Origin of the sequence: Caulobacter sp. CCH9-E1, from assembly GCF_001556515.1 — a bacterium.
Taxonomy (GTDB): domain Bacteria; phylum Pseudomonadota; class Alphaproteobacteria; order Caulobacterales; family Caulobacteraceae; genus Caulobacter.
This window is the reverse complement of the sequence record NZ_LSJA01000098.1, coordinates 58,282-73,620: the sequence shown is the minus strand read 5'-3', so window position 1 is coordinate 73,620 and position 15,339 is coordinate 58,282. Positions and strand designations below refer to the sequence as shown.

General features: G+C 68.3%; 15 protein-coding genes. 9 read left to right on the top strand and 6 right to left on the bottom strand.

What is annotated here, in order from left to right; translation table 11 throughout:
- Nucleotides 1-137 precede the first annotated feature (137 nt).
- Entirely contained in the window at nucleotides 138-761 is a 624-nt protein-coding gene (locus tag AX690_RS06190) for a TetR/AcrR family transcriptional regulator (protein ID WP_066685195.1), read from the bottom strand.
- Nucleotides 762-899: 138 nt separating this feature from the next.
- Here AX690_RS06190 and AX690_RS06185 point away from each other — a divergent pair, with 138 nt between their 5' ends.
- Together AX690_RS06185 and AX690_RS06180 are read left to right on the top strand one after the other, a co-directional pair.
- Nucleotides 900-1,820 (top strand): haloalkane dehalogenase, encoded by a 921-nt coding sequence (locus AX690_RS06185; protein ID WP_066685198.1) that lies wholly within the window; start codon nucleotides 900-902, stop codon nucleotides 1,818-1,820.
- Nucleotides 1,817-2,233, top strand: coding sequence for a DUF1330 domain-containing protein (locus AX690_RS06180; RefSeq protein WP_066685201.1), 417 nt, complete (start codon nucleotides 1,817-1,819; stop codon nucleotides 2,231-2,233). The genes AX690_RS06185 and AX690_RS06180 overlap by 4 nt, the downstream gene beginning before the upstream one ends.
- On the opposite strand, the gene AX690_RS06175 is transcribed toward AX690_RS06180, so the two are convergent.
- Together AX690_RS06175 and AX690_RS06170 are read right to left on the bottom strand one after the other, a co-directional pair.
- A complete protein-coding gene (locus AX690_RS06175) occupies nucleotides 2,230-3,246 on the bottom strand; it encodes a formylglycine-generating enzyme family protein (RefSeq protein ID WP_066685203.1) in 1,017 nt (338 codons plus the stop codon). The two genes, AX690_RS06180 and AX690_RS06175, sit on opposite strands and share 4 nt — an antisense overlap.
- On the bottom strand, nucleotides 3,234-4,886 hold the full coding sequence (locus tag AX690_RS06170; RefSeq protein WP_066685207.1) for a sulfatase-like hydrolase/transferase: 1,653 nt from the start codon (nucleotides 4,884-4,886) through the stop codon (nucleotides 3,234-3,236). The genes AX690_RS06175 and AX690_RS06170 overlap by 13 nt, the downstream gene beginning before the upstream one ends.
- 154 nt (nucleotides 4,887-5,040) lie before the next feature.
- On the opposite strand from AX690_RS06170, the gene lptC reads away from it, so the two are divergent.
- From lptC to spt, 7 genes are all read left to right on the top strand, one after another.
- Nucleotides 5,041-5,673, top strand: coding sequence for an LPS export ABC transporter periplasmic protein LptC (gene lptC, locus AX690_RS06165; RefSeq protein ID WP_066685351.1), 633 nt, complete (start codon nucleotides 5,041-5,043; stop codon nucleotides 5,671-5,673).
- A gap of 1 nt (nucleotide 5,674) precedes the next feature.
- On the top strand, nucleotides 5,675-6,799 hold the full coding sequence (locus tag AX690_RS06160; RefSeq protein ID WP_066685210.1) for a glycerophosphotransferase: 1,125 nt from the start codon (nucleotides 5,675-5,677) through the stop codon (nucleotides 6,797-6,799).
- Nucleotides 6,796-8,175, top strand: coding sequence for a lipopolysaccharide biosynthesis protein (locus tag AX690_RS06155; RefSeq protein WP_066685212.1), 1,380 nt, complete (start codon nucleotides 6,796-6,798; stop codon nucleotides 8,173-8,175). The genes AX690_RS06160 and AX690_RS06155 overlap by 4 nt, the downstream gene beginning before the upstream one ends.
- Entirely contained in the window at nucleotides 8,138-9,856 is a 1,719-nt protein-coding gene (locus tag AX690_RS06150; protein ID WP_197426795.1) for a fatty acyl-AMP ligase, read from the top strand. Before AX690_RS06155 ends, AX690_RS06150 begins: the two co-directional genes overlap by 38 nt.
- Complete coding sequence (gene cerR, locus AX690_RS06145; RefSeq protein WP_066685215.1) at nucleotides 9,856-10,782, top strand: ceramide reductase; 927 nt, start codon at nucleotides 9,856-9,858, stop codon at nucleotides 10,780-10,782. The genes AX690_RS06150 and cerR overlap by 1 nt, the downstream gene beginning before the upstream one ends.
- Nucleotides 10,783-10,873: 91 nt before the next feature.
- Nucleotides 10,874-11,125, top strand: a complete 252-nt coding sequence (locus AX690_RS06140; RefSeq protein ID WP_013079816.1) for an acyl carrier protein — start codon at nucleotides 10,874-10,876, stop codon at nucleotides 11,123-11,125.
- Between the two features lie 3 nt (nucleotides 11,126-11,128).
- On the top strand, nucleotides 11,129-12,343 hold the full coding sequence (spt, locus tag AX690_RS06135) for a serine palmitoyltransferase (protein WP_066685217.1): 1,215 nt from the start codon (nucleotides 11,129-11,131) through the stop codon (nucleotides 12,341-12,343).
- Between the two features lie 64 nt (nucleotides 12,344-12,407).
- Here the strand turns inward: spt and AX690_RS06130 are convergent, their stop codons facing one another.
- From AX690_RS06130 to AX690_RS06120, 3 genes are read right to left on the bottom strand one after another with little or no spacing between them, the layout of a single operon-like run.
- Nucleotides 12,408-13,289: a hypothetical protein gene (locus AX690_RS06130; RefSeq protein WP_066685220.1), complete on the bottom strand. Its 882-nt coding sequence runs from the start codon at nucleotides 13,287-13,289 to the stop codon at nucleotides 12,408-12,410.
- Nucleotides 13,286-14,281: a diacylglycerol kinase family protein gene (locus AX690_RS06125; protein WP_066685223.1), complete on the bottom strand. Its 996-nt coding sequence runs from the start codon at nucleotides 14,279-14,281 to the stop codon at nucleotides 13,286-13,288. The genes AX690_RS06130 and AX690_RS06125 overlap by 4 nt, the downstream gene beginning before the upstream one ends.
- On the bottom strand, nucleotides 14,200-15,258 hold the full coding sequence (locus AX690_RS06120) for a CDP-alcohol phosphatidyltransferase family protein (RefSeq protein ID WP_231732134.1): 1,059 nt from the start codon (nucleotides 15,256-15,258) through the stop codon (nucleotides 14,200-14,202). The genes AX690_RS06125 and AX690_RS06120 overlap by 82 nt, the downstream gene beginning before the upstream one ends.
- Between the last annotated feature and the right edge of the window lie 81 nt (nucleotides 15,259-15,339).

Below are 15,339 nucleotides of genomic sequence, written 5' to 3'. Positions count from 1 at the left end.
GAAGATATTCCCGGCTCCATGGAGGACGTGTCGCCATGGCGACGTCCTTTCTTGGCAAGGACCGCGACCGCCCCTTACGGTCGTGTTCCGCCGGTCGGAGAATTGAGCAGCTCCGGCCGGCCCTCTTCCCGAACGCGTCAGGCGCCCGCCACGCGATCCAGCAGCGCCGAAATCATCGCCTGAAGGACCTCTGTCGTCGCCGCGGGCTCAAGCGCCTGGTCCTGGCGCAGGCGCCGCCAGGCGTCGAAACTCAGCAGCAGGTCGATCGCCTCGAAGAGATCGCGATCGGCGGCCAGAGCGGCCGGGAGTTCGCGCCGCAGAATCTCCCGCGACGCCGCGACCAGCTTGGCGTTGTGGAGGTCCAGCGCGGTCGACTGATGGCGGTGGACGTCGGAAGCGCGCTTGAAGGGCGCGACCCGCTCGTAGGCCCAGCCCCGGCGTTCGACCAGCTCGAGCACCCTGCCGCGCCAATCAGCGGCCTTGAAGGGCGTGTCCGCCAAGGACATCAGCTCCGCCTCGATCACCGCCGACATCTCGCGGTACAGGCTCTCCAAGTCCTTGAAATGCCGGAAGACGGTGCGCAGACCGACTTCCGCACGCCCCGCCACCTGTTCGGCCGAGGGGGAAACGTAGCCTTCTCGGACCAGGTCGAGCATCGCCTGCACGATGCGGGCGCGACTGTCCTGCCCTCGGCGACGCCGGCCATCGGCGGACGGCGCATCGTCGTTCGGCTGAGACAGAAGATAGCGCGCGCGGTCCAAGTCCGAGGTCCTCCTTCGTCCTGCTTAACGTCCGTGCGCCACGGCCGCTACCCGCCAAACGTCGAGGTCGTTCTTGACAGCCGCCGATATAGTGACACTCATTATGTCAATACAACGGAAAGCGTGGAGAGATCGACCATGGACGTGTTGCGGACGCCAGACGAGCGGTTCGAGAATTTGGCCGACTGGCCCTACGCCCCTCGCTACACCGAGATCGCCGACGCCGATGGAACACGCCTGCGCGTCCATCATGTCGACGAGGGCCCGCGAGGCCAGCGCCCCATCCTGCTAATGCACGGCGAGCCGTCCTGGGCCTATCTCTACCGCAAGGTCATCGCCGACCTGGTCGCCAGGGGCCGCCGCGCCGTGGCGCCCGACCTGATCGGCTTCGGCCGCTCGGACAAGCCGGCCAAGCGCGGCGACTACACCTACGAGCGGCACGTGGCCTGGATGAGCGACTGGCTCGTCCGCAACGATCTCAAGGACATCGTCCTGTTCTGCCAGGACTGGGGCGGCCTTATCGGCCTGCGGCTCGTCGCGGCCTTCCCCGAGCGGTTCGCGGCCGTGGTCGTCTCCAACACCGGCCTGCCGATCGGCCAGGGCAAGACCGAGGGGTTCGAGGCCTGGCTGAACTTCAGCCAGAACGTTCCCGAACTGCCGATCGGCTTCATCCTGAATGGCGGAACGGCCCGCGATCTCTCCGACGCCGAGCGCGCCGCCTATGACGCGCCCTTCCCGGACGAGACCTACAAGGAAGGCGCGCGGCAGTTCCCGGCTCTGGTTCCGATCACGCCGGAGCACGCCTCGATCGCCGAGAACGAGGCCGCCTGGAAGGTGCTGGAGCGCTTCGACAAGCCGTTCCTGACCGCCTTCTCGGACGCAGACCCGATCACGCGCGGCGGCGACGCCCTCTTCAAGGCGCGCGTGCCGGCGACCCAGAAATCCAAACACGTGACGCTGAAGGGCGGACACTTCATCCAGGAGGACGCCCCGGCCGAGATCGCCGCCCTGCTCGACGAACTGGTCGCGTCCTTGCCCCAGCCGGAGGCGGTCGCGTGAAGGTCCTCAACGCCGTCTTCCCCGAACAGTCCCAAATGGTGGAGTTCTTCGGCGCGCCCGAGGACGGACCGTTCGTCATGGTCAACCTGTTGAAGTTCCGCGAAAAGGCTCAGTATCCGGACGGATCGGACAGCCATCTTTCAGGCAAGGAGGCCTATGCCCGCTATGGCGAGGCGGTCGGCAAGCTGGTCGAGGGCCTGGGCGGCCGCATCCGCTACAACGGCGTGGTCACCGGCCTGCTGCTGGGCGAGGTCGAGGAGCTGTGGGACGCGGTCGCCCTGGCCGAGTACCCATCCCTCGCCGCCTTCAAGGCCATGGCCTTGTCGCCCGAGATGCACGCCATCGAGCACCATCGCAAGGCGGGCCTGGCCGGGCAGCTGAACATCCGCACGCGGCCGGGTCCGGGCTTCTAACGCGCTCTGAGAACGGTGCGGAAGCCGATGTGCGAAGCGCCGCTATCGGGCGGTCCCGGCGTGCGCGCGGCCGGCCGATAGCGGAAGCAGTAGTCGTCCGCGCACAGGAACGAGCCGCCCTTGATCACGTGCTTGGCGACATTCGGCTCTTCGGGGTCGAGGGCGCGGATCTCGGGCGGGCCGCCCGTCTCGATCACGCTGGCCGGCGCTAGGCCCGGCCGGAACCAGTCCTTGGTCCATTCCCAGACATTGCCGGCCATGTCGACCAGGCCGTAGCCGTTGGGCGGAAAGCAGCCGACCGGCGCGGCGCGCGCCTTGAAGCCGTCATCGCCCAGGTCCTGGGCGGGAAAGACGCCCTGCCAGGTATTGGCCCGCGGATGCCTCGGATCCTGCGGCTGGTCGCCCCAGGCGTATTTCTTGGCGACGAGGCCGCCCCGCGCGGCGTACTCCCACTCGGCCTCGGTCGGCAGGTCGCGCCCCAGCCAGCGGGCGTAGGCCATGGCGTCCTCCCAGGCGATGTGGACGACCGGCCAGGCGTCCCTGCCCCGGATGCTGGACCCCGGCCCCTCGGGATGGCGCCAATCGGCGCCGGGGATCACCCGCCACCATTGCGAAGGATCGTCCGATCTCGCTCCCTTTTCCCCGACGAAGACGAGCGAGGCCGGCCGCCGCTGCGCCGCCGACAGGTGGGCGTAGCGCGCGGGGTCCAGCGGCCGTTCGGCCACGGTGCGATAGCCCGTAGCCGCGACGAACCGCGCGAAGGCTGCGTTGGTGACCTCGGTGCGGTCAATCCAGAAAGGCGCGACGCGGACGTTTTCCGGAGGCCCCTCCTCGGGCCGGACCGGCGCGCCGCCCATCAGGAAATCGCCGCCGGAGAGCCTGACCATGCCCGCCGTGCGGTGCGCCGGATCCGGAACCGGCAAGTCGGCCAGACAGGCCTTGGGCGTCTTTTGTCCGCAGGCCGCGAGGCAAAGCGCCGCCGCCGACAGGAACAGAAACCTCAGTTGTCCCAATAGATGTACTCGTCACTGGCTTTGGACGGCTGGCCGCCGGGATGGTCGATATAGATCGCACCCGACAGCAGAGAAGGCCAGGCGGGCTTGACCATCTGGCTGTCCAGCTGAGCCAGGATCGCCGTTAGCTCGCGGACCTTGTCGGGGCGGGCCTTGGCGAGGTCGCGCCGTTCGGTCGGATCGTTGGCCAGGTCGAACAGCCAGATCTTGTTCGGCTCCTGGGCGACCTGCAGCTTCCAGCCGCCGGCCATCACCACCTTGTAGCGGCCCGAGCGCCAGTAGATCGCCTTGTGCGGATCGCCCGAAGCCTTTCCCTTCACGAACGGGACGAGATCGACGCCATCCATGATCCGGTCCTTCGGCGGGCTCGCCCCGGCCGCGCCCGCGGCGGTGGCGAAGATGTCCACGTGAGCGACCGGGCTGCGATAGACCGCGCCGGCCGGCAGCTGGGCGGGCCAGCGCAGCAGGAACGGCGCCTTGATCCCGCCCTCGAAGAAGGTCGCCTTCCAGCCGCGATAGGGCCGGTTGATGTCGGGCAGGCCAATATAGTTCGCCCCGCCGTTGTCGGAGGTGAAGATCACCAGGGTGTTGTCGTCCAGCCCGCGATCCTTCAGGGCCTGCAGGACCCGGCCGACATTGCGATCGAGGTTGCGGACCATGGCGGCGTAGACCCGCAGACGGTGATCCTTGATCGTCGACAGGGCGTCGTAGTCGGCCTTGGGCGCCTGCAGCGGCGTGTGGACGGCGTTGTAGGCCAGATAGAGGAAGAACGGCCGATTGCGGTTGGCGTCGATCGCCGCCACCGCCTGGTCCGTCAGATAGTCGGTCATGTAGCGGTTGGGATGGAACAACGGCCCGCCGTTGTACTGCACCGCATAGGGCAGCGCGCCCCACAGGAACTTGTCGATCGGGTCGAAGTCCTGGCGCGACTCCTCGACCGAGGGATCGCCGACCGGCGCGAACAGAGACGCGCCCGCCATGAAGCCCAGGCTCTCGTCGAAGCCCTGATCCTCCGGCCGCGAACCCTTGATCCCGCCCAGATGCCACTTTCCCAGGTGGACCGTGTGATAGCCGCGGGTCTTCAGCGCCTCGGCGATGGTGATCTCGGTCGAGGGCACCGCTTCGGTGCTGTCGTCCTTGGGGACGTTCTTCACCTCGGCGGCGTTGAAGCGCGATGGATGCAACCGGTCGCCGGCGTGGCCGCCCACCACGCGCGAGAAGGCGACGGGCGTCGGCGTGAACTCGAAGCCGAACCGGGTGGCGTAGCGGCCGGTCATGATCGCCGCCCGCGACGGGGCGCAGGTGGCGTTGCCGGCATAGCCATTGGCGAACGTCACACCCTGGCGCGCGATGGAATCGATCGCGGGCGTCGGAACCGCGCCCCCAGCGACCCCGCCGCCGTTCAGGGTGATATCGTTGTAGCCAAGGTCATCGGCCAGGATGAACACCACGTTGGGCGGACGCTCGCCAGACGCCGCCGCCGCGGGCCCCGGGCTCCACGACACCGGCCGATAGGCTTCGATCTTCGGCTGCTTGGCGCGGGCCAGGAGGATGATCAGGTCGAACCGGAACAACCACAGGAGCGCGCCAGCGAGCCCCAGAACCACTACCGCCGCGCCAAGCGCCTTCAAGAGCCGCATACTCGTATTCCCTCGCTCGCCAAGGCGAGCAGCATATATAGTGACACAACAAGTGTCGATAGATTGCCATCCGGCGCTTTTCGCCCCAAACAACAGGCTTGGCGAGAAACAAAGGTCTTGGGCGAACGGCGGCGTAGGACTATCCATGGCCGAAATGCTCACCCAGACCGACGGCGCAGCCGCCGCCACACCCACGCTCAGCGCCGCCGAACGGGCCCGCAACCGACGCCGGGCGCCGGTTCGTCGCTTGCGCCTGGGCCTGGCGGTGTTCGCCATCCTCGTCGGCGCGGCGGTCGTGGGCCAAGCCTCGTGGCGCAGCCTGGCTTCGAGCAAGCTGCAGACCCAGGCCTCGTCGACGCCGTTGCTGCTCGACAAACCGCGTTTCACGGGCGTGCTGAAGGATGGCCGACCGTTCCTGATCACCGCCGACCGGGCCGCGCGCGACTCGGAAGACGAAGATCTGGTCCGTCTGACCTCCCCGACCCTGGTCCGCGGCTACGGCCAGCCGAACGCCAGCCAGGCGACGGCCAAGAGCGGCGTCTATCGCGAGGCGGCGCACACCCTGCTGCTGACCCAGGACGTGAAGATCACCAACGGCGAAGGCTATGAGTTCGACGCCCCCCAGGCCCTGATCGACATGCGGACTGGCGAGGTCAGCGGCAACGCGGGCATCGCCGGCTCTGGTCCAGAGGGCAGCACGCAGGCGAACGCCTACGACGTCAAGGACAAGGGCGACCGGGTCATTCTGAACGGCCGGGTCCGCACGCGCCTGGAGCCGCGTCGCTGAGGTGGCCAAAAAGCGGGTCTGCTTCCTCTATATCGCGCAGCACCATCAGGTCTGGCACAGCCTGTCGGTGGCCGTCGCCATGGCGCGCGGCTGGCCGGACCTGAAGGTCGAGATCGCGGCCACGACCCAGGAGCTGCTGGACTATGTCGCGGGCCTGATGAAGGAACTCGGCGGCGCGCCGATCGCGCTCGTCTTGCTGCCCCCAGCCTGGATGCGCCGGCTCAGCGGCGGCGGCGCGCCGCCCAAGGCGCCGATGTTGATCGCCAACGCCCTGCGGCTGGGACGCTACGACGCCGTCATCACGCCCGAGCGAACCACCGCCCTTCTGCGAAAGCTGGGCGTGCGCCATCCGATCCTCGTCTACACCCAGCACGGCGCCGGCGACCGCGAGGGCCCCTTCGAGCCGCGGCTGCGGGTCTTCGATCTGGTCATGGCCGCCGGTCCCAAGCAGCGCGACCGAATGGTCGGCGAAGGCTGGGTCAAGCCCGAGAACTGCGCCATGGTCGGCTATCCCAAGTTCGATCTGGTCGACGCCCTGCCCCAGCGCCCGGCGCCGCGCTTCGAAAAATCAGGCCCGGTGGTGCTGTACAATCCGCACTTCCATCCCGAGCTGAGCTCCTGGCCGAAATGGGGTTGGCGGATCCTGGAGGCCTTCGCGGCCGATGATCGTCACAACCTGATCTTCGCCCCGCATATTCGCCTGTTCGAGACATCCTCCAGCGAAGAGCGCGCCGCCTTCAAGCGCTTCGCCGAACACCCTCGGATCCATGTCGACCTTGGTGGCCCGGCGGCTGCGGACATGACCTATACGCGCGCGGCCGACCTCTATCTGGGCGACGTTTCCAGCCAGATCTACGAGTTCCTGCGCACGCCCAAGCCGTGCCTGTTCCTCAACGCCAGCGGCGCAGACTGGCGCGGCGACCGCAGCTTTCACCACTGGCTGTTCGGGCCGGTGCTGGACGGCGTGGACACGCTCGGCGACGACGTCGATCGGGCCTTCGCAAGCCATGACAGCTTCCACGCGGTCCAGGCCCGGGGCATCGCCGAGACCTTCGACATCACCAACGAGCCGTCCTCGACGCGGGCCGCGCGGGCGATCGCGCAGCGGCTGGGGGCCTGCGCGTGACCGCGACCGCCGAACACCCGACGCCGCCGATCAAGCGCGTGCTGGCCAATGCCGGGCACCTGCTCAGCGGCCGGGTCGTCAACGCCGTCGTGGGCCTCGCCTACATCGCCCTCACCGCCCGCAGTCTCGGCAAGGAGACCATGGGCGTCCTGGTGATCATCAACGCCTTCGCCCAGTTCCTAGGCGAGGTGGCGCACTTCGAGTCCTGGCAGACGGTTCTGACCTACGGCACCGACCCGCTGCTCAAGAAGGAGCGGACCAAGTTTCAGCAGGTGCTGCGCCTGTCGCTGATGCTGGACCTGATCAGCAGCATCATCGGCGTCAGTCTGGGCGTTCTTGGCGCCTGGCTGTTCTGGAAGGAGCTGCGCTGGCCCGACGGCATGAGCGGCTACGGCGCGCTCTACGCTCTCTCGATCGGCGTGATGACCTCGGCGACGGGCGTGGGATTGCTACGCCTGTTCGACCGCTTCCGCTTCCTGGCGGCGGAACAGGCGATCAGCTCGTTCGTGCGGATGATCGGCTGCGCGATCTGCGCCGTCACCCATGCGCCAATCCAGTACTTCCTGCTGGCCTGGGCGGCGGGCACCTTCGCCTCGTTCTTTTACATCGCCGGCATCGCGATCTGGGACCTCAAGAAGCGCGGCCTGCTGGAAGGCTTCTCCATTCTGGGACCGACCAGCAAGGACCTGCCCGGCGTCTGGCGCTTCGCCCTGTCGACCAACTTCTCCGGCACGCTGGAGGTCGGCTTCACCCATGTCCTGACCATGGCCGTCGGCGCCCTGCTGGGGCCCGCCCAGGCGGCGTTCTGGCGGATCGGCAAGCAGGTGGCGGACGGCATGGCCAAACCCGCTCGACTGATGGTGCCGGCCCTCTATCCCGAACTGGCCAAGATGCGCGCCTCGGGCGGCCAGCAGGCCATGACCAAGCTGGCGATCCAGATCGCCCTGATCGGCGGCGCTGCGGCCGGCGTCCTGCTGGCGGTGAGCTTGCTCGCCGGCCGCTGGATCCTGGAGACGGTGATGGGCCAAGCCTATGGCGCGGCCGCGGGCGTCATGAACTGGCAGGTCGCCGCCGCGGCGATCGGGGTCATGACCCTGCCGCTGGAGCCGATGCTGGTCTCGATGCGCGCCGCCGGCGCGGCCTTGATGGTTCGGCTGATCGTTGTGATCTGCTATTTCGCGGCGCTTGTTCCGCTTATTGAGCGTTTCGGCCTGACCGGCGCGGGCGCGGCTTTGGTCGCATCCGCCTTGGCGATGGCGATCGGGATGTATTTGATGGCGCGCCGCAGGCTCGCCCGACTCGCGGCGGAGGATAGCTCCGCGCGCACGACGAAAGACGATGAAGGCCCCAAGTATGATCACGCCCACGGCGTCTGACCGCACCGTCCGGTTCGCCGACTTCCCGACCCTGACCCAGGCCCTCGATTTCGCCGCCACCGGCGAGACTGGGATCAACCTCTATTCGCTGCGCGGCGAGCTGGTCGAAGCCCTGCCCTACGCCAAGCTGCGCGAGGACGCCCAGGTCCTGGCTCGCCGCCTGCTGGCGACCGGCGCCAAGGTCGGCGACAGCGTCGCCCTGCTGGCCGAGACGGACGGCGACTTCGTGCGGGCCTTCTTCGCCTGCCAGTACGCCGGCCTGCTGCCCGCGCCGATGGCCCTGCCGACCCCGCTGGGCGGCCGCGAGGCCTATATCGAGCAGATCACCAACCTGGCCCGCTCGGCCAAGGCCAAGATCCTGCTGGGCCCGGTCGGCCTGAAGGACTGGGTCGCGGAGATCGGCCAGCGCGCGGGCCTCGACTTCGCGGGCGTCCTGGCCGACCTGCCCGAAGACGGCGGCGCGGCCCTGCCGACCCTAACGCCGGAAGATCCCTGCTACCTGCAATTCTCGTCGGGCAGCACCCGTACGCCCACCGGCGTCCTCGTCCTGCACAAGGCCCTGATGGCCAATTGCGTGGCGATCACGCGCGACGGCCTGCAGGTCGTGCCCAGCGACCGCGCCATCTCGTGGCTGCCGCTCTATCACGACATGGGCCTGATCGGCTTCCTGCTGGCGCCGCTGTCCTGCCAGATGTCGGTCGACCTGCTGCCCACCGGGGCCTTCGTCCGCCGCCCGCTGCTGTGGATCGACCTGATCTCGCGCAACAAGGCCACCACCGCCTACAGCCCGACCTTCGGCTACGAGCTTTGCGCGCGCCGCGTCCAGGGCCAGTCGCTGGAAAGCTATGACCTCAGCCACTGGCGCCAGGCCGGCCTGGGCGGCGACATGATCCGCATGCCGCCGCTGAAGGCGTTCGTCGAGGCGTTCGGGCCCGCGGGCTTCTCGGACAAGGCGTTCGTGGCCAGTTACGGCATGGCTGAGGCCACCCTGGCCCTGTCGATGGCGCCGCTGGACAAGGGCCTGCGCGCCGAAACCCTCGACGTCGAGCGCCTGGAGCGCGACGCTCTGGCCGTGGACGCGCCGGAAGGCTCCGAACGCGCCCGCGACTTCGCCCGCTGCGGCCCCGCCCTGCCCCACCACTTCCTGGAAGTGCGCGGCGAAGACGGCCAGGTCCTGCCCGAGCGCGGCGTCGGCCGCATCTTCGCCAAGGGCCCCTCGGTAATGAGCGGCTATTTCGCCAACCCCGAAGAGACCGCCCGCGTGCTGTCGGCCGACGGCTGGCTGGATACCGGCGATCTTGGCTTCAAGATCGAGGGCGAGATCGTCATCACCGGCCGCGCCAAGGATCTGATCATCCTGAACGGCCGCAACATCTGGCCGCAGGACCTGGAGTGGACCGCCGACCACGAGATCGACGGCCTGCGCAGCGGCGACGTCTGCGCCTTCGCCATCCCCGCCGAGCCAGAAGACCAGATCGTGGTGCTGGTGCAGGCGCGCGGCGGCGACGCCGACAGCCGCGCCGGCTTGGTCGAGCAGGTCACGACCCTGCTGCGCACGCGCCACGGCGTCGACGCCAAGGTCAAGCTGGTCGGCGCCCACGCCCTGCCGCAGACCTCTTCGGGCAAGCTCAGCCGCTCCAAGGCCAAGGCCGCCTATCTGGCCGGGACCTACGGCGACTGATGCCAGGCGTCGTCGCCGTCACCGGAGCCACGGGCTTCCTGGGCCGCCATCTGGTCCGCGCCCTGACCCAGGACGGCTGGACGCCGCGCGTCCTGGTCCGGCGCGACCCGATCCACCCCGTTTGGCGGGACTTCAACGTCGAGGTCGTCGCGGGAGACCTGCGCGCGCCCGGCGCGCTGGCCCGGCTCAGCGAAGGGGCCGAGGTGGTGGTCCACGTGGCCGGCCTGATCAAGGCCCGCTCCCTGGACGCCTTCAACGCGGTCAATCGCGACGGCGCGCTCGCCGCCGCCCAGGCCGCGCGTGAGGCCAGGGCGCGCTTCCTGCTGGTGTCGAGTCTCGCGGCGCGCGAACCGACGCTGTCGAACTACGCCGCCAGCAAGCGCGCGGGCGAGGACGCCGTCCTGGCGGACTCGCCGGACGCGCTGATCGTCCGACCGCCGGCGATCTATGGTCCGGGCGACACCGAAACTCTGGAAGTCTTCAAGCTGGCCGCCTCCAGCCCCGTGCTGCCGGTGCTCTCTCCGACGTCGAGAGTGGCGATGATCCATGTCCACGACGCCGCGTCACAGCTTGCGGCCTATTGCAAAAACCCCGTTTCAGGCCTGGTAGAGCTATCGGATGTGCGGCGCGACGGTTACACCTGGGCGGAAATCATGAGTACGGCGGCCAGCGTGATGGGCCGAAAACCAAGCCTGGTAAGGCTTCCAAAGGCGGGCGTCATGGCCGCCGGAGCCCTTGCGGATGCTTGGTCTTTCGCCAGTCAGACCCCCATGGTGTTCGGTTTAGGTAAGGCCAGGGAGTTGCTTCACGCCGATTGGACACCATCTAGCGCTCCGATGGCTGAGGGAGTACCCAGCGTATTCGGTCTTTTCGACGGGTTCGCTCACACAGTCGATTGGTACCGAAAACAGGGCTGGCTGCCCTAAATTAAGTCGCCCCGCGCAAAAGGGGCGGGAATCTGACAGACTCGCCGTTACAGTAGTGTCACGGGTGGGGCTCCCGGAGGTTTGATATAGTATGGAAACGGTGACGGATCTCAGCTTACGCGAGATCGGGGTAGCGGCGAGCAAGGTTCTGGGGCGGCCGGTCGAGGTGCGCGCAGAGTCGCATATTGGCCGTGACCTCGCCGTGGACTCCCTGGCCCTCATGAACATCATCATGGAGCTCGAAGACACCTTCGACATCTCCATTCCGCTTGACCGTCTGGCCTCTGTCGAGACCGCCGGCGACCTTTCCAAACTGATCAACGATCTCCGGACTAGGGCTTAACTAATGGGGCTATTCGATAAGCACCTGGCCTATCGCGATGCGTACAAGGCCATCCAGGACGCCGGGGCCGACCCGTTCAAGGTCCGTTTCGACGCGGTGCATTCGCCGACCGAAGGCGTGGTGGAGGGTCGCCCGACCATCCTTCTCGGCACCAACAACTATCTGGGCCTGACCTTCGACCAAGAAGCGATCGCCGCTTCGGTGAAAGCTGTACAGGAACGCGGGACGGGCACCACGGGTTCCCGCATCGCCAACGGCAGCTTCGAAGCCCACGTCGAGCTCGAGCAGGAACTGGCCAAGTTCTACGGCCGCAAGCACGCCATGGTCTTCACGACCGGCTACCAGGCCAATCTGGGCGTGCTGTCGACGCTGGTCGGCCGCGGCGACCATCTGATCCTCGACGCCGACAGCCACGCCTCGATCTATGACGCCTCGCGTCTGGGCCAGGCCGAGGTCATCCGCTTCCGCCACAACGACCCTGAAGATCTGGCCAAGCGCCTGCGCCGTCTCGGCGACGCGCCGGGCGAGCGCCTGATCGTGGTCGAAGGCGTCTATTCGATGATCGGCGACGTCGCGCCGCTCAAGGAAATCGCCGCCGTGAAGCGCGAGATGGGCGGCTACCTGCTGGTCGATGAAGCCCACTCGATGGGCGTGCTCGGCGCGACGGGCCGGGGCCTCGCCGAAGCCGCGGGCGTGGAAGACGACGTCGACTTCATCGTCGGCACCTTCTCCAAGAGCCTGGGCGCCATCGGCGGCTTCTGCGTCTCGAACATGGACGACTTCGACGTCATGCGCGTCGTCTGCCGCCCCTACATGTTCACCGCCTCGCTGCCGCCGGCCGTGGTCGCCTCGACCATCACCGCCCTGCGCCGCATGATCGAGCAGCCGGAGCTGCGCGACCGCCTGAACCACAACGCCAAGCGCCTGTACGACGGCCTGACCGCCCTGGGCTTCCACACCGGCCCGACGGCCAGCCCGGTGGTCGCCACGACCATGCCGGACCAGGAACGCGCCATCGCCATGTGGAACGGCCTGCTGCAGGCCGGCGTCTACCTGAACCTGGCTCTGCCGCCGGCCACGCCTGACAGCCGTCCGCTGCTGCGCGCCAGCGTCAGCGCCGCCCACACCGACGAGCAGATCGACGCGGTTCTCAAGACCTTCGCCGAGATCGGCGCGGCTTTGGGCGTGATCGAGCCGCTCAAGCGCGCTCGCGCTTGAGACCGCTCACATCGTTGAAGCAAGAACGCCCGGGTCCAGGCCCGGGCGTTTTTGTTTTTGCGCTCTAGGCGGCTCTCCGCCGGCCCTTCCAGACCTTCAGCAGCACGCCCGGCGCCGCCAGGATCGGATGCCGCTCGCGCCAGGGGGTGATCTCGATCTCGACCCCCGTGTGCCGCTGGATCTTCCAGGCGGCGTAGCGCGCCGCGCCCTGGAAGGTGAAGGCCGCCTTCATCAGGCGGGCGACGTTCAAAGGCTTGCCCAACAGCTTGCGGGGCCCCCAAGCCCTGCGCAGGCGCGCTCGCTCGGCTGGCTCCAACGGCCCGCCCTGATCGTCCTGGACGGCCGTCATGACATGGTCGTAGCGCTCGGGATCGTAGGCTAGGATCGAGGCCTCGCGCCCCGCCTTCTCGACCCGAAGTTCGGCCTTGTAGGTCTCCTGGAACAAGGCGGTCCACAAGGCGCGCGGCGCGGCGCCTTCGGGGCCCAGCGCCTGGGCGAAGCGGGCCGCGGTTCGACAGGCCTCGCTCACCGCGTCCATGACCGCCTCACGACTGCCGTCGGCGGCCCAGACCAGGGCGCAGGGCTGGACGAAGCGCGCCCAGATCGTTGTGTCGGGGCCCGCCCCGCTCACCGCCCGCTGGAACTGGGCCAGCGTCATCGACGCCACCTTGGCCCGCAGCGCCTCGCCGCCCAGCTTGAGCTCGTGATAGCTGACGTCCGGCCAGAGAATGCGCGTGAAGACGCCCCGCCAGCCAGCCGGCGGCCGCTCGGTCAGGACGTAGTAGTCGAGCACGCCGGACAGGTCGCCGGAGCGCAGGATCGAACCGTAGAACAAGACCGCCCGCGCGTCCGGAAAGACCCGCGCCAGATGCTCGGCGAAGGCGGTGATCTGCGCCGGAAGCGGCGTGGCGAGCTCGGCCGCGACAAGGTCGCGAAGGCGGCTCATCCGACCAGGAACCTCAGGGCGGGCCCCAGGGCGATCACCAACTCGCCGCCTTCGAACACCTCGCCATCCAGCACGAACGGCGCGCAGCCAGCCAGGCCCACCATCTGAGGATCGCGGCGTCGATAGCCCATGCTCTCGAGCTTCGGCTCGGCCTTGCCGCTCAGCACCAGGGGCAGAGCCTTCAGCAGCTTTCGGGGCGGCGCGTCGACATCGAGGATCTTGAGGCCCTCGCGCGGTTCGCCGAAGGGCTTCAGCCCGAACGGCAGGCGCTTCAGCGCCGTGGCGACGATCGCAAAGCGCTCCTCGCCCGGCTGGGTCTCGCCGTCCAAGGTCAGCTTCGCCGGCACGCCCTCGCGCCATTCGTCCCGCGCGCCTCCGAACAGGGCGCCCAGCGTGGCCGTGGCGATCGTCACGCCGACCGCCAGATTATGGAAGAAGCCGACCTTGTGGACCTTCTGAGACAGGTTGGTGGCTTTGACGAGCGCGCCCACGCCGAAGAAGAAGCCCTGCAGGCAAGGCCGGTGGCTGTCCACCCAGCTGATGCGCAGCGGCGGTCGCGACTTGATCCGCGGCTCGGCCTTGCGCGCGGCGTTCAGCGCCTCCTCCAGACGCCAGTCGCGCTGGGTGCCCAGATCGATCGCCAGCACATTGGTCTTGCCCGACGGCAGCACCGCCAGCAGCGGCAGGTCCTCGCCGAAGGTGTGCGGCAGCAGGCTGATGACGTCGCGCACCGTGCCGTCGCCGCCATCGATGACCAGAAGGTCCAGACCCTCGCGCGCGAAGTCCTCGAGCACCGATCGCAGAGCGTCGCGCCCGAAGGGCTCGGCCAGCCGCACGCCTTCGGGCGTCGGCCCGGGCGGGTTCATCCGATTGCCGTGGCTCTCTGGATTACGGATGACCGCGACGCGTGTCATTTCGCCAACCACGATTGGATCGAGCCCTTGGGGGCGGCCAGACCTTGCAGGATCTGAACGGCGTGCACGAGGAAGCACACGGCGGTCCAGATCGCCACCAGGGTGAAACCAACATCCGGGCGACCGATCAACGCGCAGCCCGTCATCAGGATCAGGTTCGGGTTCCGGCGCGCGGTGATCAGGCGGAAGAAGCTGTCGAACGGCCGCCAGGCGTGCATCTCCAGCTTGAACAGCGCCAGGAAGATCCCCTCCTCCACGCGCTGGGCGACATAGCCGCCGATCACGATCGCCAAGCTGAGCGCCGGGTAAGGAATGGTCTGGCCGACCGCGTAGACGCCGACGAACCAGGCCCACCACCAGAAAGGCGGATGCAGCAGGTCGATGCCGTGGTCGAAGACGTTGCCCCACTTCGACGAGGTCAGGGTCACCCGCGCCAGCTTGCCGTCGACCGTATCGAGGAAGGTCATGATCCAGGCGCAGACCAGGCCCCAGCCGAACTGACCATGCCAAAACAGCCAGGTGGCGGCCAGGGTCAGCAGGAAGCCGATGAAGGTCACCTGGTTCGGCGTCATCTTGGCCAGGGCGCACCAGCGGGTCACGACGCGCGCCGGCGCGGGCCAGACGTACTTGGTGACGAGATCCGTGACGCCCTTGTAGGAGCCTTGGAACAGGCGCTTTTCGACGGCGCGCACGGTCTCGGGCGTCAGGCGTTCCAGCACCGGCGGCTCGCGCTTGCGCAGGGCGCTGTTGTAGGCCGAGCCCAACTCCAACGCCGTCAATCGCGTCAGGCGCGCGTCGACGCCCGACGGGTCCTGCCCGGCGGCCAGCGCCTCGGAAACGGCGTAGGCCAGCTCGGCCGGCGCATGGGCCGCGACAGCCCTGCCCGTGTCGTCGACCAGCACCGCGCCTTCGCGCCCAGCCAGGGCCTTGATCAGCGACTCGTCGAACACCCAGCCGGCGTCGACCACGACCGCCGCATGCGACAGATCGACGGCCGGCGTCTCGATTAGGCCGAGACGCCGATAAACGCGCGACAAGCGCTCGCGCGAGGTCATGCCCCAGATGCGGCCGCCAGCTTCGCCGACGGTCACGGCCCGCGGACCCGCCGTGGCCGTGTTTTGAATTTCAACGCTCAA